Here is a 19,647-nt window from a genome sequence, read left to right as displayed (position 1 = left end):
CTTTACCAGAAGTCACAACCAAAAAGCGTGGTCGAAAGAAAAAGACCAAGGTACTAAATCTAATTGACAGACTTGTGAATTACAAGGCATCAGTCTGCTTATTTATAAAGAATCTCTGTGTTCCGTTTGATAATAACCTTGCGGAACGTGATTTGCGCATGATTAAGGTTAAAACCAAGGTCTCAGGATGTTTTCGCAGTGAGGAAGGCGCACAGGAATATCTTACAATCATGAGCTATATTGGGACTGCTCATAAGCATGGAATAAATGCTTTTACAGCAATCAGAGAAGCCCTTTTAGGGAATTCCGATATCATCTTTAACTAATGGAGTTCTGAACAGTTACAAAAATTGTAAAAATGTAAATTTCAAAACCGGAATCCTCTTCTCTGCCTCCTGTCACTCCTCGACAAAGTGATGCAGAGTCATTCGCGTCCCATCACTTATGATTGTGATTGCCCCCAGCTCCTGGGTACAGAAAATCCTGCTTTCCACATTTTCCAGTCGATCGATCGTGTCTGCATGGGGATGACCGTAGCGGTTTTCCCTGCCGGCTGATATCAGAGATACCTCTGGACGAATTTTATTCAGCATTGTCTCACTGCTGGAGTTCTTTGATCCGTGATGTGCCACCTTCAGCACCTCACACTCACCCAGTACCGGATTTTTTTCCAGTTCGTCCTCACCTGCGCCCTCCACATCACCGGTGAGCAGCATATCAAACGCTCCATAGGACAGCTTTAACACCACCGAGCTTGCGTTTCCGATCTCCCCAGGGAAATCTGTATCCGGCTGCAGACATGTCAGTGTCATCGTCCCCTCTGTCAGGCACTGTGATTCCCGAATCGTCAGGACACGGGTGTTCCTGTCGGCGGCGGTCTGCGCGAGCTCTGTCAGATTCTCATCCCACAATTCCTGCACCGGGAGCACAAGACACCGGACTTTGACTCCCACAGACTGACGTTCTATCATCTCTTCAATTCCATTCATGTGATCCGCATCCCCGTGAGAGACGAATACATAGTCCAGCACCCCCACCCCCTGTGATTTCAGGAATGGTTCTATGCGGTAGCGACCAACCGATTTCACGTCACTGCTGCCACCGTCTATCAGGTAGGTGACACCGGAGGGACCACGAAGAAACATTCCGTCGCCCTGGCCGACATCCAGCATGGTGAAACGGACTTTACCGCGGTTGCCGTGCCCGACAGCCAGAACGCAGACTACTGCCGCCATCAGAACAACTCCCAGTTGTCGTCCTGTTTTCTTTTTGGTATATTTCAGCACCATCCACAGGAAAAGCAGCACCAGATAATACAGCAGGATCTGCCAGAGAACCGGGCGTCCAAACACCAGTCTGCAAAACGGAAGTGCCATGGTCAGCCTGCAGGATTTCTCGTACAGCCACAGAATCGGCACACAGATATGCAGCACCCATCTTCCGGCGGGCAGAAATATTGCTGACAGAAAAGATCCGGTCACTCCTGCCCCCAGAACAGCTGACATCAGCGGAATGACCAGCAGATTCAGCAGGATGGAATAGGGCGGAAATTCATAATAAAAGTACAGCATGACCGGGAATATCATCAGGTGGATTCCCAGCCCACTGCACAGCCCGCGCAGAAATTGTACTTGCACCGCTGCCATTCCCCCTGCGCTCTCATCCTCCACCCTCAGTGCCTGTTCCAGCACAGGGGACAGCAGAAGGGCTCCGGCCACCGCACCAAAGGATAACAGAAATCCCGCATCCAGCAGATACAGCGGTCTCCAGATCAATATCACCATTGCCGCGATCGCCAGACTGGTCAGCATGTCGTACACTCTTCCAGTGATCTCCGCACCCATACGGATCCCGTACATAACCAGTGCTCTCACGCTGGCAACTCCACATCCGATCATGATGGTATAGCAGAGCAGAAAACAGGTACCTGCCATGCCCGCCGTAAAGAATGAAAATCCGCCTCTGCGCAGTAATTTGTATAATCCGATTCCGATGAAGGACATGTGAAGTCCCGAGATGGCAAGAATGTGTCCGATCCCGGTTATCTGGTATAGTTCCTTCAGTTCCGCATCCAGCCCGCTCTTCTCCCCGAGCAGAATCGCGCTCATCGTATTTCCCTTTTCTTCCCCCAGTATCTCAATCAGAAGTTCCTTCCAGCGCTGCCGTATCTGGCTAAGCCTGTCGCGCAGCCTGTATATTTCCGTATCCGTTACCTCTACTGAATCCGCCCAGACCGCACCTTGTATTCCCTGTTTCCGGTAGTAAAAATTCTGATCGAAATTCCCCGGATTTCTGGGCACGTCAAAAAGACTGGCCTCTCCGGTCACCCGGATCCTGTTTCCGATATGTATAACATTTATATTCAGATCCTTAACTGGTTGTTTCTGCTGCTTTTTTTGTGATTGTTCTTGTGATTGTTTGTGCTGCTCTTTTTGTGATTGTTTTTGTAAGTCTTCCGGCGATTCCCGTTTGATATAAATGATAATTTTAGATTGCAGTGAACTGCATTTCAGATAGAATACATCGTATTCTTCTTTGATTTCTTTCTGATAGATCTGCCCCTCTACTGTGGCGGGCCGCTCCTGCTGCACCAACGCTTCTAACCATGGGGGCTCCCGGTCATCATACACCTGGAACCCCCGGATCAGAATCATCTGGAGAAGCAGAAACAACAGACAGCACAGGCACACCGGCCTTCTTGTCATTCTGTCTCCTCCATCCATTCCGTACTGTAAGCCAGCGGTTCACTCAGATCCACGCTATCAAGATAAGTAATATTCGTCTCCCCGTTGATCTCCACCTGAACCAATGTGGCATCCGTGCCCTCAATAATAGAATTTACAATAGAATAAATCGTAATCTCCGGCTTGATGTCATATACTCTGTTGGAAAACTCTTCGTCAAAGTTCACATAGCATATCCCATCCTTGATGGTTACTCCGATCAGCTGGACATTCGGATTGATGGTCGGATAATCCCCCGATACATCCGGACCTCTCATAAGCTGTTCAACGATCAGTTTTTCTTTGGAAATGTTGCTGCTGTATTTTACATCCAGCGTTTCTATTTTCAGCTTGTCGCCGTCTTTGTTGGAAAACATCAGATTCAGAGTTGTCGTCTGGTAAGAATTCAGATTCTGTCCGACGTTCTGCACAAAGTCTGCATCACTCAGCAATCCGATCTCACGGCCTCTGGAATCCTGAAGCGGGTTTCCCTCCACCAGAAATCCGATTTTCTCCACACCCGTGATCTGCATCAACGAATTGACGATTGCAGCCCGGGAAAGTGCACCCTTTTTCGCAGACATGCCCCCGTATTTCGCGTTCAGATTGATGTACAGTATCTTATCCTTCAATGTATAGTCCAGCACTTTTGCCCCTCTGGGGATCGCCGGATTGTATGCGACATCGTCGGATGGTTCCCCCAGCGCATCCAGCATATTTTTCACCTTCTGCTCTGTCGTTTTTCCCGTGATCTCATACTGTTTTTTCATGACACACGTCTGCTCTTCGTTCAGGTAGCAGACGAAGGTTCCTTTTTCTTCCGTCCTCTCTGTGCTGCTGCAGGCGAACAGCATCATACATAACATCAGACAGATGCCGCATAACTGTATTCTTTTCCGCAAGATTTTTCCTCCTTTCTTCACGATGCCCGGTATGATATTCCCCGGAAACGCATCATTCGATGGAATCTGCGCTATATTTTCTAAACAATATAATTCAATGGAATCCGCACGGTAAATGTGGTTCCTTCTCCTTTTTCACTCTCCACCTTCACAGAGCCGCGATGCATGATCACCGCACTTCTCGTGATTGCCAGACCAAGCCCCGATCCGCCCAGTTCCCTGGAGTGTGATTTATCTACACGGTAAAAACGTTCAAATATATGATCATGCTCCTCCGGTGCAATTCCCGGACCGGAATCGGATACACTCACATAAAAAAACTTATGATCCGCATTGAGCGAGACATGCACCCATCCCTCCTCGTGATTGTACTTGATCGCATTTTCCACGAGATTTGAGAAAGCAAGTGTCATCTTGACTTCGTCCACCTCGGCCGTCACCGGTCGGAAACTCTCGAACACCACATCCACATTTTTCTTCATAGCGATCGGCTTCAGACGCTTCAGAATCAATTCCAGCAATTCGTTGATATCCGTGGACTGGATATTCAAATCCGGGGACGAGCGATCCATTTTCACCAGAGAGAGCAGATCCGTGATGATTACATTTTCCCGGTCAATCTCTTCCGTGATATCCCCCATAAACTCCCGGTACATCTCAACCGGTGCCTCCTCCTGTGACAACAGGGCGTCGGCGAGAACCTTCATGGAAGTCAGCGGAGTCTTCAACTCATGGGACACGTTGGACACAAACTCCTGGCGGGAATCATCCAGCACCTTCAGCCTGCCCATCATCATGTTAAATGCGTCCGACATAGCCTCCGTCTCTGTATATGTGTTCTCATGCAGTGCCTCCTGCACATATCCCTCGGTCACAGCCTCGATTGACTGTGTGATTTTCTTCAGCGGCCGGACCACGAGCCATGCGATAAGCAGTGCAAGTACCATCATCAGAAATGACAAGGTGGCAAGAATAATATTCCCTTTTGATTCCAGGATATCCAGACTGTCCACGATTGTGTCCGTGGAAACGCTGACAAGCATGACGCCCTCCGCATCTGTGCCACCTGCATCCATGATCGGGGCGGTCACTTCAATGTAATGGTTTTTCTTGTCGTAATGGTTGGTTCCCGTCCCCGCAAAAGTCTGTATCACAGCCTCAGATACTATGGTTTTTCCCTCATCAATATTGTAGGTGTCCTGAATAATCTCACAATCCTGATCCACGATCATCACTCTGCCATTATATACATTTGTCAATTGGATTAATTCTGCATTGATAACGTCGGAAGAAGTGTCCGACAAATACTTCGCGGAAGACAGCTGATTGCAGAGAATCGTACATTGATTCTGTATATCAGCCGTCCGCAGGGAAACTGCACGCATCTCATAGCTTCTAAGAATACCGGCGCGCAGAATCAGACACGGAATGATTCCCACTCCGATTACGATAAGTATAATTCGAAAAAACAGACTCTGTAGAAATTTATTTTTTATTTTTATTTTCACCCTGGAAATAATACCCCACTCCCCACTTTGTATGAATGTATTTCGGTTCACTCGGGTTTTTCTCTACTTTCTCGCGGAGCCTCCGTATATGAACATCCACAGTCCTCACGTCTCCCGGATAGTCAGCCCCCCAGACCATACGGAGCAGTACTTCACGGTTGTATACCTTGTTTGGATTCGTCGCGAGCAGTTCCAGCACATCATACTCTTTGGCAGTCAGATTGATTTCCACATCATTGATAAAGACGCGGCGGCTGTCGCAGTCGATCTTCATGGCTCCCTTCACAAGAACCTTTTCACTCTTTGGCTCTTCTTTTCTTGCCGTGCGCCGCATGATTGCCTTGATGCGTGCTTTCACTTCCAAAATGTTGAAAGGCTTGGTAATATAATCATCCGCCCCGTACTCCAGTCCGAGAATCTTGTCCATATCCTCACTCTTGGCCGTGAGCATGACCACCGGCATATCGGAAAATTCACGAATCTGCTGGCAGACCTCAAAGCCGCCAATCTTGGGGAGCATCACATCCAGCAGTACCAGATCATACTCGCAGTTTCTGGCATACTCCAGCGCTTCCTCTCCGTCGTAGGCGCAGTCCACCTCCATGCCGTCCTGCTCCAGACTGAAACGGATTCCTTTCACGATTAATTTTTCATCATCTACTACTAAAATCTTTTTTGGCATATAATCCCCTCTTTTATACAGTAATCTGGTCCTTGATTTTCTGAAAAGTGCTCTCCTTGATTCCTTCTACCTGCATCACATCTTCAATCTGCGCAAAACCACCGTGTTCCTCTCTGTAGGAAACGATGCCCGCCGCCTTGACTTCACCGATTCCGGTCAACGTCATCAGTTCCTCCATCGAAGCCTGATTCAGATTGACCAGCCTGTTCTCTGCAGCCTGCGGCGCATTGCCGCCTTCCATCGGAGCATTCACTCCATCCATAGCTGTCTGTCCAGATTCCAACTCCTCATTCGTCGGAACATAAAGCCTTTGACCGTCCGTGACCAACTGTGCCTGATTCAGATAATCAGCTGCCGCGTTCTCAGTCATTCCACCAGCCATTGCCAGTGCTTCATATACCCTTCCCGTCTCCGGCAGGCTGTATACTCCAGGCTGATTTACTGCTCCGCAAACATAGACACACAACGAGACCTCTTCCTGCGGCAGATCTTCCTCTGCCTTCCGATCTTCATCCTGTGTATCTTTTATTTCAATCTCCTGCAGGTCTGCCGTCTCTTTCTTCTGACATCCCACACAGCAAAAAGTAATACATATCACCATCACGATTCTTAAAATGGTATGTTTTCCTGTCCTCATATCTTCTCCTTTGCAGTCGCAGAAACCGCAAATACCCCTCTATGAATGGACATGTAATATTGTACCGAATCCACGGGAAAAATACAATATCTTTTTTACGATTATGTTACATTTTTATTACGATGTATGAATCATTCCATAAGGGACAGAGCAAAAGTGCAATTGGGGACGTAGCAAAATGTCATTTTGCTACGTCCCCAATTGCACTTTTGCTCTGTCCCTTATGGAATGATTCCTTACTGGTTCGCTTTCACAATTGCTTTTTCAAGCTTCACGATCATCTCATCCACATCCGCTCTTGTAATGACCAGCGGTGGAACAAAACGTACCACGTCACTTCCGGCGCTGATGACAACCAGACCTTCCTCCAATGCGGCATTCACGATCTGTCCGACCGGCTTCGTGACCACCAGCCCCTGAATCAGACCTTTTCCACGTCTCGCCGTGACAATGTCATATTTTTCCACCAGTTCGTCCAGCTTTTCCTCCAGATACGGTGCCACTTCTTTTACGTGGTCCACGATATGATCTCTCTCGAAGATTTCCAGCACTTTATCCACCGTTGCACATACCAGAGGGCCGCCGCCATATGTCGTGCCATGGTCTCCCGGTGCAAGAGAATATTCTGCCACCTGCTCCGTCATTGCGAATGCACCCACCGGAACTCCATTTCCGATTGCCTTCGCCATGCACATAATGTCCGGTTTCACATCATAATCCTGCCATGCAAACATGGTGCCGGTTCTTCCCATGCCGCACTGGATCTCATCCAGAATCAGGAGCATGTCATTCTCCTCACAGAGTTGTTTCACGCCCTGCAGAAATTCTTTTTCAGCCGGATAGATTCCGCCCTCTCCCTGAAGTGTCTCCATGATAACCGCGCAGGTCTTATCCGTGATCAGCGCCTTCACGCTCTCCAGATTATTGTACTTCGCAAACTTCACGCCGCCCACAAGCGGCTCGAACGGGGTGCGGTATTTCTCAGTTCCAGTCACAGACAAGGCACCCATACTTCTCCCGTGAAATGAATGCTCCATCGCGATAAATTCGAATCGGCCATTGTTTTTGGAGTAAGCATACTTTCTCGCTGATTTCAGTGCACCCTCGATTGCTTCTGTTCCGCTGTTCGTGAAAAACACGCGGTCCATCTGCGATGCCGCCTTCAGCCGGGTCGCTGCATTCAGAATCGGTTTTGTGTAATACAAATTGGAAATGTGGCAGAGCTTGTCGATCTGGTTCTTCATCGTCTCCGCGATCTCCGGATTACCATATCCCAGTGATGACACCGCAATTCCCGCCGCAAAATCCAGATATTCTTTTCCATCCTCGTCGTAGAGATGCACGCCGTCACCGTGATCGAAAATGACCGGGAAACGATTGTAAGTGTGAACCAGCACCTGGTCCGTAGATTCCATATATGCGTTATTCATGATAGTACCTGTTCTCCTCTCCGTTGATGATTGCCGTGCCGATTCCTTTGTTGGTAAAGATTTCGAGCAGCAGACAATGTGCGATTCTTCCGTCCAGAATATGCACTCTGGATACGCCATGCTCAATGGCATCGATACAGTTCTGCAGTTTTGGCAGCATTCCGCCTCCAATGTAGCCCTCGTCCATCAGCTTCTGCGCCTCATCCACACGAAGCTCTGAAATCAGTGTTGCCGGATCCTCTGGATCTTTATAAACTCCCTCAATATCCGTCAAAAATGCCAGTTTTTCTGCTTTCATAGCTCTCGCGATCGCGCATGCGGCGTCATCCGCATTGATGTTATATGTATTGTAATCGTCATCCATGCCCACCGGGCAGATGATTGGAAGGAAATCCTTCTCCAGAAGATCCTCCAGAATTTGAGCATCCACTTCTTTGACGTCACCCACGAACCCAATATCTTTTCCATCGGAATATTTCTTATCGACCTTCAGAAGTCCGCCGTCTTTTCCGCTGATTCCGATGGCACGCACTCCCAGCTGCTGCACCAGCTGCACCAGGCTCTTATTCACCTTGCCGAGAACCATCTCGGCAACTTCCATCGTCTCGTCATCTGTCACGCGAAGTCCATTGATGAACTGTGGTTCCATTCCGACCTTGCCGACCCAGCGACTGATCTCTTTTCCGCCCCCATGGACAATGATCGGTTTGAAACCGACCAGCTTCAACAGGGTGACATCCTGAATGACCTGCTTTTTCAATTCGTCATCCACCATGGCACTCCCGCCGTATTTTACCACGATGATCTTGCGGTTAAAACGCTGTATATATGGCAGTGCCTCGATCAGCACTTCCGCTTTCTCTAAATATTTCTGCATATTCTCATTCATTTTCCTGACTCCTTAGCTTCTATAATCTGCGTTGATATCGATATAACCATGTGTCAGATCACAGCCCCATGCGGTTGCACTGGCCTTTCCCATCTTGATATCCGCAACTGCCCTTACTTCCGGCTGCGATAAGATTTCTGTCGCCTTCTCCTCACTGTAGTCCAGCGCGGTGCCGTCCTCTATAATCTGCAGTTTTCCTGCCGCACTCTCAAAGAAAAGATCCACCTTTTCCGGATCGAAATTTTCTCCGCTGTAGCCCATGGCACAGAGGATTCTTCCCCAGTTCGCATCGTGACCCGCAATGGCCGTCTTTGTCAGATTCGAGCAGACCACCGACTTCGCGATCACCTTCGCCTGCTTCTTACTCTTCGCGCCTCTGACCGTCACCTCCAGAAGTGCGGTTGCTCCCTCGCCGTCACCTGCCATCATTTTGGCAAGATACTCATTGACTATGCGCAGTGCCTTCTGAAATGTCCGGAAACTTTTCGTGCCCTCCACGATTTTTTCGTTCTTTGCCGCACCGTTGGCCAGCAGAAGTACCGTATCATTCGTGGAGGTATCTCCATCCACGGAAATCATGTTGTACGTATCCTTAATATCCTCACTCAGCGCTTTCTGAAGCGCTTTCTTGGAGATTGCCGCATCCGTGGTGAGAAAGCTCAGCATCGTACACATATTCGGGTGAATCATTCCGGAGCCTTTTGCCATACCGCCCAGTGTCACGGTAGTTCCCTCAATGTCAAATGTTACTGCAATTTCTTTTTCACGGGTGTCCGTTGTCATGATTGCCTTCGCAGCCAGCGTTCCATTTTCCAGAGAACTGTTTTTTGCCTCCGCAAGCTTTGCAATTCCCGCTTTTAATCTGTCCATCGGCATCTGCATACCGATCACTCCGGTGGATCCGATCAGCACACCGTCCGCATTGACGCCGAGCACCTTCGCAGCTGCTTTGGCTGTCTCCTCACAGTAGCCATAGCCTTCCGCTCCGGTACATGCGTTGGCAATCCCCGAATTGACGATAACTGCCTGACTCTTCGCCTTGCCTGTCACCACCTTCCGATCCCACTGAACCGGCGCTGCTTTCACAACATTCGTGGTAAACGTTCCGGCTGTTTTGCACGGCTTTTTGCTGTAGATCAGTGCCATATCTGTTCTGTCCTTATACTTGATCCCCGCTGCGGTGTAACCGGCCTCAAATCCTTTTGCCGCCGTCACGCCTCCTTTGATGATCTCCATATTGATTTCCTCCTTTGCCTTTCTTTCGGTTTGGTATCGTTAATCTCTAATCTGTTCGTTTCTCTTTATTTTATCCCTTTTATTGTTGATTGAATGCTGTGATGTTCGCAGTGTTCAATACAAAATCATAATAATTCAGATCCAGACGTTCCGTCCATCCGATGGTATTCCAGAATGCATTGCCGATGTCGTTCTGTGCAAATGCAATCAGACAGACCTTATTGATCTTCTCTTTTTTGAGTGCTTCCATCGCCATAACCACCATGCTCTTGCCAAGCCCGTGTCTGCGGTATGCCTCATCCACACACACATGATAGAGACAGCCTCGTCTGCCGTCATGCCCACAGAGAATGCTTCCCACGATTTTGCCGTCCTTCACCGCAACCACGCTGGAGGTTGGATTTCTTCTCAGAAACCGCTCCACGCCTTCTCTGGAATCATCCACACTCCGGAGACCGAACCCGCGGATCTTGGTCCACAGGGCATACACCTCATCGTAATCATCTATCGTCATCGTTCTAATCATCGTTCTCTGTCTCCATTCTTGTTGGTCCGAGCAGATATTCGCAATCTGCACTGCTGCCTGTCTGCTGGAACCCGCACTTCTACTGACACTTTTCCTACGGGAACATTGGAACCAGCTCCAGCCCCTCGCTCTCCTTCAGGCCAAACATCAGATTCATATTCTGCACTGCCTGTCCTGCCGCACCTTTTACCAGATTATCCATCGCGCCCATCATGACAACGCGGTTTGTTCTCGGATCGATCTTAAAATTGATATCCACGTAATTGCTGCCCTCCACCCATTTTGTCTCCGGGCAGATGCCGCCATCAAGCACGCGGACAAATTTCTCATCTGAATAGTATTTATCATAAATTGCCTTAATCTGCTCTTCGGTCACATTCTTTTTCAGGGTTGCATATTCCGTCACCAGGATTCCGCGGTTCATGGGAACCAGATGCGGCGTGAAGCTGATCACGACATCCTCACCTGCTGCATAGCCTAACTGTTCCTCGATCTCCGGTGTATGTCTGTGAGTTGCCACACCGTAAGCCTTGATGTTCTCGTTGACCTCACAGTAGAGATTCGGCACCTTTGCACCCCTTCCCGCTCCGGAGGTTCCGGATTTTGCATCCACGATCAGTGTGTGCATATCGATCACACCTTCTTTTGCCAACGGGTACGCAGTCAGGATCGAACAGGTTGTATAGCATCCCGGATTTGCCACCAGTCGCGCACTTTTCACATCCTCACGATTGATCTCGCACAGTCCGTAGACCGCCTCCCCGATAAACTGTGGGCTTTTATGTTCGATTCCATACCACTGCTCGTATGTCTTTACATCTTTGATTCTGAAGTCCGCGCTCAGATCAATGATCTTCACCTTGGACAAGATCTCTTCATTCACGAGAGAACCACAGAGTCCCTGGGGTGTCGCAGTAAAAATCACATCGACCTGATCCGCCAGCTCTGCCATATTATCATCCATGCAGACATCATCCACGATTTGAAACATATTCTGATAGACCCGTGCATATTTTTCATCTATATAACTTCTGGAGCCATACCACTTGATCTCCACATCCTTGTGTGCGCTCAGAATACGTACCAGCTCTCCGCCTGCGTAGCCTGTTGCTCCGATAATTCCAACTTTAATCATCTATATACATCCTTTCTCTCATCCACTTTTGTCCTGGAAACTCCCACTGCAATCAATTATGCTCCAGCATAATTGCTGCGAGCGGCTGTCAGCTCTGCTGGCATAATGTATCTAAGCCGCTCCGCAATCCGCCGGAGGCTATATCTCAGTGAGAGAATGACACCCACCACTGAGACTGGTTTGTTACTCACCACCTGCTAGAGGTGGGAGTCATTCTTTCACTGAGATATATTTTTCATAATAAACCTTTTTCTTTATGAAGTAAACAATAAGATGACTTGCATAATTATACATCCGTTATGTATAATATGCAAGTCTTATTTTCATTTCGCTATTTTTGCAGCCATATCTGCGTTACTGTTCACACGCAAGCTTGACACTTGCTGTCAAGCTATGCGCCAATCAAGTAAATATAACCATGAGCCGGTCCCATCATCGAAGATGATATAAAAATGGATCGGCGACGTTACTGGAACAGATTTATCTGTGAACAGTAACGTATCTGCTGCAATGCCTTCCCGTCCACTTACTTCCGGATCTGGCCGTTTCCAAAAATCACATACTTTGTGGTCGTCAGCGCCAGCAGTCCCATCGGCCCTCTCGCGTGAAGCTTCTGTGTGCTGATTCCGATCTCTGCGCCAAAGCCGAACTCGAATCCGTCCGTAAATCTGGTGGATGCATTGACGTAAACCGCCGCCGCATCGATCTCATCCTGAAACTGGAGTGCGTGGTCATAGTTCTCCGTGATGATTGCCTCCGAATGTCCTGTGTTGTTTCTGTTGATGTGGTCGATCGCCTCTTCTATAGAAGAAACCACCTTCACGGAAATGATAGAATCCAGATATTCCGTGCTCCAGTCTTCCTCTGTCGCCGCCAGGATTCCATCCTGAATCCGGACTGCCTGCTCGTCCCCGCGGACCTCCACTGATTTCTTCCGGAGTCTGTCGTAAATCATCGGGATAACTTCATCCGCCACTTTCTCGTGAATCACCAGTGACTCGCATGCATTACAGACGCCGAGACGCTGTGTCTTCGCATTCTCAATAATATCCACCGCCATGCCAAGATCTGCATATTCATCCACATATACGTGACAATTTCCTGTTCCTGTCTCAATCACCGGCACGGTACTGTTTGCCACCACACTGGCGATCAGCCCCGCACCTCCGCGCGGAATCAGCACATCGATCAGACCATGCAGCTTCATCATATCTGACACTACCGCTCTGCTGGTGTCCTCCACAAGAATCACCGCATCCTCTGGTAAATCCTGTCCCTTCAGTGTTTCACGAATCACTTTTACGATTGCCTGATTGGAATGAATCGCATCACTTCCGCCGCGGAGCACCGTAACATTGCTGGTCTTAAAGCAGAGACCAAATGCGTCCGCCGTCACATTCGGTCTTGACTCGTATATAATTCCGATCACACCCAGAGGTACACGTCTTGTTCCTATCCTTAGTCCGTTTGGCCTGGTCTTCATGGAGATCATCTCACCGACCGGGTCATCCAGCCCGGCAATCTGATCCAGCCCTTCCGCCATCCCGGCAATCCGATCCTTTGTCAAACGGAGTCTGTCAACTAAGGCTTCTGACATCCCGGCAGTCTGTGCCGCCTGCACATCCTTTTCATTCTCACTCATCAGAAAGCTGCCCTGTTCCCGCAGTGCCTCTGCGACAGCACGCAGACCTTCATTCTTCTCAATCTGCCCCAGACGGTTCATGTACTTTGTGGCATTCTTTGCACGTCTTCCAATTGCACTCATATAATCAGACATATTCGCTTCCTCCTATCATCGCTTTGCTTCCTTCTTTTTTCACCCGCTTCGTTGCCCTCCTGTAATGTGGTACCTCCGGCGAGAGTTCATTCTCCGTGATATCCGTATGTTCCTTGGATAGAAATAAGGTTCCCACCTTTTTCCCCGCCATGATGTCATTGATCGTATAAATATTAGCTCCGTTGGCAATGATCATATCTGCCCCCGCTTGGGTTGCAATCTTCGCCGCCTCAATCTTGGTGCGCATGCCTCCGGTTCCGCCATCCGTTCCGGCTCCCTTGCCCATTCCCTCCAGATCCTCATCGATGGTTGCCACAGTGTGCACAAATCTGGCACCGGGGTTCGTCCGCGGATCATCTGTATACAATCCTTCGATATCTGACATCAGAATCAGAAGGTCTGCATCGATCAGCTCCGCCACCTGGGCTGCCATCGTATCGTTGTCCCCGAAAATTCCGTACATCTCTTCATTTACTGCGATGGCATCGTTCTCATTTACAATGGGAACCACATGACGGCGGATCAGTTCGTCAAACGCATTCCTTGCATTGACCCGGCACTCCTCATCGCTGATGGATTCCTTTGTCAAAAGCATCTGTGCCGTCAGCTGGCTGTACTCTGCAAAAAACTTTTCATAAATCATCATCAGTCTCCCCTGACCGACCGCCGCACAGGCCTTCTTCTCCGCGTCCTCCGTCGGCATGGCGTCCAGACCGAGTACTTTTCTCCCGATCGCAATCGATCCGGAGGAAACCACGATGACTTCTTTTCCGCTGTTCAGCAGGTTGATGAGTACTCGCACGAATTTTTCTAATTTATCCAGGTTGATATTTCCTGTCTTTTCATATGTAATGGTGGAGGTTCCCACCTTTATTACAATTCTCCGCTTATCTTTCAATTTTTCCCTGATCTGCATAGTCTTTACTGATTCCATCTCAATTTCCCATACCTTTTCATTCGAATTATTCTCATTGCCGCCTGATTCCCGACAGTTACAAATCATCTTACACTATCCACTGTTTTTGTCAAGTGTGAATCCATTTCCCGGCATCCTTACACAGCTTTGCTGTTATCCAGGAAGAGCTTGCCGGAGGGTCACGAGAACACAGCAAAGCAGGTTCCGGATGTTCACTTAATAAGGTTGAAATTGAATAGAATTTGAATAGAATGAACGCTTATACCAGTTTTTTCGCGTTTTATGCGTTTTGTATGCATATTTATTAGTTCTTTATATGTTTTATGCGGATATTTTTAAAATTTATAAATTATTCTTGCATAATTATAACAAATAGTGTATAGTATCATTTGTCAAAGCATTTTATTAAATTATAATTATCAGGAGGCACTCTAATGAAAGAAAAAGTTGTTTTAGCATACTCAGGCGGACTGGATACCACCGCTATTATCCCATGGTTAAAGGAAACCTTTGATTATGAAGTTATCTGCTGCTGTATCGACTGTGGTCAGGGCAGTGAGCTGGACGGTTTGGAGGAGAGAGCCCAATTGTCAGGCGCATCTAAATTATATATTGAAAATATCATCGACGAATTTTGTGATGATTACATCATTCCATGTGTACAGGCGGGCGCCGTATACGAGAACAAGTATCTGCTGGGGACTTCCATGGCTCGTCCTGGTATCGCGAAAAAACTGGTCGAAATTGCCCGCAAGGAAGGCGCAACCGCAATCTGCCACGGAGCAACCGGAAAAGGAAATGACCAGATCCGTTTTGAGCTGTCAATCAAAGCACTTGCACCGGACATCAAGATCATCGCTCCATGGCGTATGACAGATGTATGGACCATGCAGTCACGTGAAGATGAGATTGACTTCTGCAAAAAGCACGGCATTGATCTTCCGTTTGATGCATCTTCAAGCTACAGCCGCGACCGTAACTTATGGCACATCAGCCATGAAGGTCTGGAGCTCGAGGATCCTTCCGTTGAGCCGAATTACGATCATCTGCTTGTGCTGAGCGTCTCTCCGGAAAAAGCTCCGGATGAGCCGGAATACGTAACCATGACATTTGAAAAGGGTGTTCCAAAAACTTTGAACGGAGAAGCACTGAAGGTTTCTGAGATCATCACCAAGCTGAATGCACTGGGCGGAAAACACGGTATCGGTATTATCGACATCGTTGAGAACCGTGTAGTCGGAATGAAATCCCGTGGCGTGTATGAGACTCCAGGTGGAACCATCCTCATGGAAGCACATCAGCAATTGGAAGAATTAGTACTCGACCGCGCTACATACGAAGTAAAAAAAGACATGGGCAACAAGCTGGCTCAGGTTGTCTACGAAGGAAAATGGTTCACACCGCTCCGCGAGGCAATTCAGGCATTTGTAGAATCCACACAGGAGTATGTGACAGGCGAAGTAAAATTCAGACTTTACAAGGGTAATATCACCAAGGCCGGAACCACTTCTCCATACTCACTGTACAGCGAGTCACTGGCAAGCTTCACCACAGGCGATCTGTATGATCACCACGATGCGGACGGATTCATCACACTGTTCGGACTTCCACTGAAGGTTCGTGCAATGAAGATGCAGGAACTCCAGAACAAAAAATAAACCAGCCTCTCAACAGTTCCAAAAGGGACAGGTCAAAATGGCAATTGGGGACGTAGCAAAGTTGCAACTTTGCTACGTCCCCAATTGCCATTTTGACCTGTCCCTTTTGGAATACCGTCTACACGCAATACCAGAACTTCATCAACAGCTTCTTTCTCTTCCCGGCGTTTTCGTAGGACGCAGCCGTCAGTTTTTCCACGAATGTTCTCATCGCTTTTATCTCGTTTGCACGAAGCCCGCTCCCTCCAAATCTTACTTTTTGTACAATCGACAGGAATCTGGTGTAATCTGCTTCGTCGATAGCTGCATATGTCTCCGCGATGTCTTCTTTTCTCTCGTATGGAAAGGCGGAATCCCCCGGCACTCTGTCTATTCTTAAGATCCGGCTGACGCGGTCATACAGTGCCGCCGCTGCTGCTTTGTCATCGCTCTGTCTTATTTTTTTCTCGTAGATGAGATTTCTCAGTTTCTGCTGCATCTGAATCAGCAGGAGAACAAGCTCCAGAAGAATCGCCGCCGCAAGCAGAATCCCCACCACCCGGAGGGTCTTTCTGACCGGCGTATCTTTTTGTTCTTTTTTCGGATCCATACTCTCAATCTGGTCCGTGGTACTGCCATGCAGCTCATCCTGTTCTTCCTGATTCGTCACAGCGACTGTTGTCTGCGGCATATCCAGTACCTGCTGGGTTGTATATTCCGCATAGTAGAATCCCGGAACCACTTCCACCGGCATCCAGCCGATGCCATCAATATATATTTCCGTCCACGCATGGGCATCCTTCCCGGTCAGTTCGACCGACTGTTTTTTTGACCCATTCAGCTTGTCTGCCGACGTCTCCGACAGATAATAACCTTCCACATATCGCGCCGGGATTTCTGCCGCACGATATGCCATGGTCGCCGCCGTTGCAAAATAGGATGCATTCCCAACCTTCGCCCGCTCCAGAAACCACGCGATAAAATCCTCCTCGCCCGTGTACCGATATGGCGTCTCGCTGTAGGATGCCGTCTCCTGAAGCACGACCCGGATCTGGTTCGTCACCTGATATATATTCCAATTCTCTATATCCTGTCCTGCAAAGAAAAGATCCCGCAGACGCTGTTTCTCATCCGCATCAACAGCCAGATAATTATCCTTCACAAAAGCGCAGTAGACATTCTCCGCATCGTTATACTGTGCGGAATCGCCACTATCCGTCCCACTCGCTGCCATCAGTTCTTCTGGAACTTCCGTCTTCGCACTGGTAAATAAATAATCACGCATTCCGAACAGTGCACCCGACCGATACTGCCAGTCAAATTCCGGCTCCACACTGCCTGCCCGGATCTCCCCGGCCTCATACGGTGCATACGCGTATCTGCGGTAAGCACCGGTGTTCTCCACCGAGACCTCTGACAGCTCAGGTCTCTCCCCGCTCTTTGCCGTCTCATATCCTACATACTGGCTCACCGGAGAAAACTTCTGGCTTTCCAGCCATTTCAGCATACCCGCGGACTGCTCTGTCGAATAAGCCCCCTCACTCAGCGGCTCCCAGCCAGTCTTCTGATATTCACTGCCCACATACCCTCTCAGATACATTTCCTGCGCATTCTCAAACGACAGCCGCAGCCGCTCGGTGTCATCGCCCACCAGCTGATCCGCCTCCGTCAGATCTCCCTGTGGCAGTGTATCATCCCCAAATCGAATCTCATCCACACGATCCACAATCTCCTGTCTGCATTCGCTGACGGCCTTCACCGCCTGGTAGTTTTCTGTCGCCGACACAATCCCTGCGAGCAGCAGAATAACTCCTGCCATCAGTGCAGCTGTCTTCGTCACGCCCTGATGTACGAGTGTATCCGTCGACCAGAACAGCAGCCATCCTGTTATCAGAAGCAGAACTGCCCCGACCCCCTGACTTATTCCAAGCAGCACGGTCACGAACAATACCGCATACACCAGCACGGTCGTCAGAAACAATGCCCTTTTGTATATCAGGCGGTGAAGGATCACCATCGAAAATAATACAAGCACCACACCGAACATCAGGCGGTCCGTGTCACGGATCGACGAGAGTGCAAACAGTGTGGTATAGCTTTCAAACTGCACATTCCAGGCCGTAATCGTCTGGTTCAGCATATAGAGCAGACCACGAAATACCCCGCTGCCGTTCATGACCAGCACTCCGGCGACCACTGCCGCAGTTACCGCGTATACGATGATCTCAGTCCCGCCCCTCTCCCTGCTCAGTGTCAGCGCTGTCATTGACAGCATTCCGGCCGCTGGCAGAATCCACCAGCCGGGAAGTGACGAATACAACGAAAAAAAGGACAGCAGAACACCTGCTGCCAGCAATAAACTGACAACAAGCTCCAATCCCCTCGCCCTGCTATTCCTCTGCCTGTATGCCGTATCCTCCAAAAGGAAGACCGATGGTTTTCTTCTCACGTTTGATTCTCCTTATATATCCAGCATCTGTACCTTTGCTGTCATCGAATCAACTGCCAGCGCAATCACATCGTAGTTTTTCCCCTGCGCCACATTGTCCGTCTCTTTTTCCGAGATCAGGACCACCGTCAGATCTACAAATGCTGTCAGCCGCTGAACATTCTGCTCCCCGAGCACCCCGGTGACCAGAACGATCTTGCTAAATTCACGCTGCAGGTCCTGCCGGATAAATTCATCCAGTCCTTCATCCTCCGCCGTCCCGATTCCGGCACTCATCATATTCGTAAGAGCCTGCATAAACGAATCATTGTCCTCTACCTCCGTATCCAGAAATGATTCTTTATTCATAAATCCCACATGATGACTGTGGTTCATATTGACCAGACTCCTGCTGATAGAGGCAGTCATCCCCAGCACGCCGTTCACAATCTCATGATAACCCGGACTGGAACTGTCAAATGCCGTGTCATACAGCACCAGTGTATGATAGTCTGCCGGATGACTGAACTCCCGCACAATCAGCTGATCCAGTTTGCCTGACAGTTTCCAGTGTATGCTCTTCGGGTTGTCCCCCTCGCGATACTCGCGCATTTCGAACACCTCTGTAACATCCTGTCCTTTTTTTCTCTGATTGTAATGATTCCCCACCGTTTTTGATTCCGGCAGATGCTTCAGACTGATCTCCAGCTCAGATATCTTCGGAAACACCGTAAATTCGTATTCCGGAACCGGCCGGCACTTTTTCGCGAACAAACCCATGACGTCAAAACAGACCACCCGAGGAAATTTTATCTTATATTTTCCACAGTCTCTGCTGATATATGGGATCTCGTAATAAGCCTGCTTTTTCTGGCTGCGTTCCAGCCAGACCACCTGTTTTTCCATCGTCCGAAAAAGAATATTCTCATATTCGATCCGGGCTTTGCCCCTTCCGATCGGAAGATGTCCCCTGTAGACCACCTTCATATTTACACCGATGCGCTGCCCTACTACACAGGTCTCCTGCAGTTCACATGTAATCCGCATGCCGCCTGCGCTGACTGCCAGCATCAGTCCTGAAATGAGAGGCATCAGCACCAGCACCAGAAGCAGCATAAATATCTGCCTTTTGTTTGTGACAACATACATACCCGCACCGGAAAGCAGGAGTGCTATGTACACTGCTCTGTTCTTCCACATATGCTATTACCTTCGTTATTT

Annotated in this window: 16 protein-coding genes; 2 read left to right on the top strand and 14 right to left on the bottom strand. The window is 48.8% G+C overall.

The window, feature by feature from the left end; genetic code table 11:
- A partial coding sequence (locus BUB85_RS07810) for an IS66 family transposase (RefSeq protein WP_143160677.1) occupies window positions 1-326 on the top strand: 326 nt, incomplete at its 5' end.
- Window positions 327-398: 72 nt separating this feature from the next.
- On the opposite strand, the gene BUB85_RS07805 is transcribed toward BUB85_RS07810, so the two are convergent.
- From BUB85_RS07805 to proB, 12 genes are all read right to left on the bottom strand, one after another.
- Complete coding sequence (locus tag BUB85_RS07805; RefSeq protein ID WP_073108002.1) at window positions 399-2,705, bottom strand: DNA internalization-related competence protein ComEC/Rec2; 2,307 nt, start codon at window positions 2,703-2,705, stop codon at window positions 399-401.
- Window positions 2,702-3,625, bottom strand: a complete 924-nt coding sequence (locus tag BUB85_RS07800; RefSeq protein WP_084533955.1) for a GerMN domain-containing protein — start codon at window positions 3,623-3,625, stop codon at window positions 2,702-2,704. The genes BUB85_RS07805 and BUB85_RS07800 overlap by 4 nt, the downstream gene beginning before the upstream one ends.
- 80 nt (window positions 3,626-3,705) lie before the next feature.
- Entirely contained in the window at window positions 3,706-5,184 is a 1,479-nt protein-coding gene (locus BUB85_RS07795) for a sensor histidine kinase (protein WP_073107996.1), read from the bottom strand.
- Complete coding sequence (locus BUB85_RS07790; RefSeq protein ID WP_073107993.1) at window positions 5,111-5,815, bottom strand: response regulator transcription factor; 705 nt, start codon at window positions 5,813-5,815, stop codon at window positions 5,111-5,113. The genes BUB85_RS07795 and BUB85_RS07790 overlap by 74 nt, the downstream gene beginning before the upstream one ends.
- A 13-nt stretch (window positions 5,816-5,828) precedes the next feature.
- On the bottom strand, window positions 5,829-6,452 hold the full coding sequence (locus tag BUB85_RS07785) for a helix-hairpin-helix domain-containing protein (protein WP_073107990.1): 624 nt from the start codon (window positions 6,450-6,452) through the stop codon (window positions 5,829-5,831).
- A 236-nt stretch (window positions 6,453-6,688) separates the two neighbouring features.
- Window positions 6,689-7,882: an aspartate aminotransferase family protein gene (locus BUB85_RS07780; RefSeq protein WP_073107987.1), complete on the bottom strand. Its 1,194-nt coding sequence runs from the start codon at window positions 7,880-7,882 to the stop codon at window positions 6,689-6,691.
- Window positions 7,875-8,771 (bottom strand): acetylglutamate kinase, encoded by an 897-nt coding sequence (gene argB, locus BUB85_RS07775; RefSeq protein WP_073107984.1) that lies wholly within the window; start codon window positions 8,769-8,771, stop codon window positions 7,875-7,877. Before argB ends, BUB85_RS07780 begins: the two co-directional genes overlap by 8 nt.
- A gap of 12 nt (window positions 8,772-8,783) precedes the next feature.
- Window positions 8,784-10,007, bottom strand: coding sequence for a bifunctional glutamate N-acetyltransferase/amino-acid acetyltransferase ArgJ (argJ, locus tag BUB85_RS07770; protein WP_073107981.1), 1,224 nt, complete (start codon window positions 10,005-10,007; stop codon window positions 8,784-8,786).
- Between the two features lie 79 nt (window positions 10,008-10,086).
- The gene (locus tag BUB85_RS07765) at window positions 10,087-10,533 is read right to left on the bottom strand and encodes a GNAT family N-acetyltransferase (protein ID WP_073107978.1); all 447 of its coding nucleotides are present in this window, start codon (window positions 10,531-10,533) and stop codon (window positions 10,087-10,089) included.
- Window positions 10,534-10,627: 94 nt separating this feature from the next.
- Entirely contained in the window at window positions 10,628-11,668 is a 1,041-nt protein-coding gene (argC, locus tag BUB85_RS07760) for an N-acetyl-gamma-glutamyl-phosphate reductase (protein WP_073107975.1), read from the bottom strand.
- Window positions 11,669-12,194: 526 nt separating this feature from the next.
- Window positions 12,195-13,445, bottom strand: a complete 1,251-nt coding sequence (locus BUB85_RS07755; protein WP_073107972.1) for a glutamate-5-semialdehyde dehydrogenase — start codon at window positions 13,443-13,445, stop codon at window positions 12,195-12,197.
- Window positions 13,438-14,361, bottom strand: a complete 924-nt coding sequence (gene proB, locus BUB85_RS07750; protein WP_073108014.1) for a glutamate 5-kinase — start codon at window positions 14,359-14,361, stop codon at window positions 13,438-13,440. Before proB ends, BUB85_RS07755 begins: the two co-directional genes overlap by 8 nt.
- A gap of 434 nt (window positions 14,362-14,795) precedes the next feature.
- Here proB and BUB85_RS07745 point away from each other — a divergent pair, with 434 nt between their 5' ends.
- Window positions 14,796-16,019, top strand: a complete 1,224-nt coding sequence (locus BUB85_RS07745) for an argininosuccinate synthase (RefSeq protein ID WP_073107968.1) — start codon at window positions 14,796-14,798, stop codon at window positions 16,017-16,019.
- A gap of 118 nt (window positions 16,020-16,137) precedes the next feature.
- Here the strand turns inward: BUB85_RS07745 and BUB85_RS07740 are convergent, their stop codons facing one another.
- Entirely contained in the window at window positions 16,138-18,447 is a 2,310-nt protein-coding gene (locus tag BUB85_RS07740) for a DUF3488 and transglutaminase-like domain-containing protein (RefSeq protein WP_073107964.1), read from the bottom strand.
- A 12-nt stretch (window positions 18,448-18,459) separates the two neighbouring features.
- Window positions 18,460-19,626, bottom strand: a complete 1,167-nt coding sequence (locus BUB85_RS07735; RefSeq protein WP_073107959.1) for a DUF58 domain-containing protein — start codon at window positions 19,624-19,626, stop codon at window positions 18,460-18,462.
- Window positions 19,627-19,647 lie beyond the last annotated feature (21 nt).

Origin of the sequence: Hespellia stercorisuis DSM 15480, from assembly GCF_900142165.1 — a bacterium.
Lineage (GTDB): Bacteria > Bacillota > Clostridia > Lachnospirales > Lachnospiraceae > Hespellia > Hespellia stercorisuis.
The sequence above is the reverse complement of the archived record's forward strand: the minus strand, read 5'-3'. Positions and strand labels throughout refer to the sequence as shown.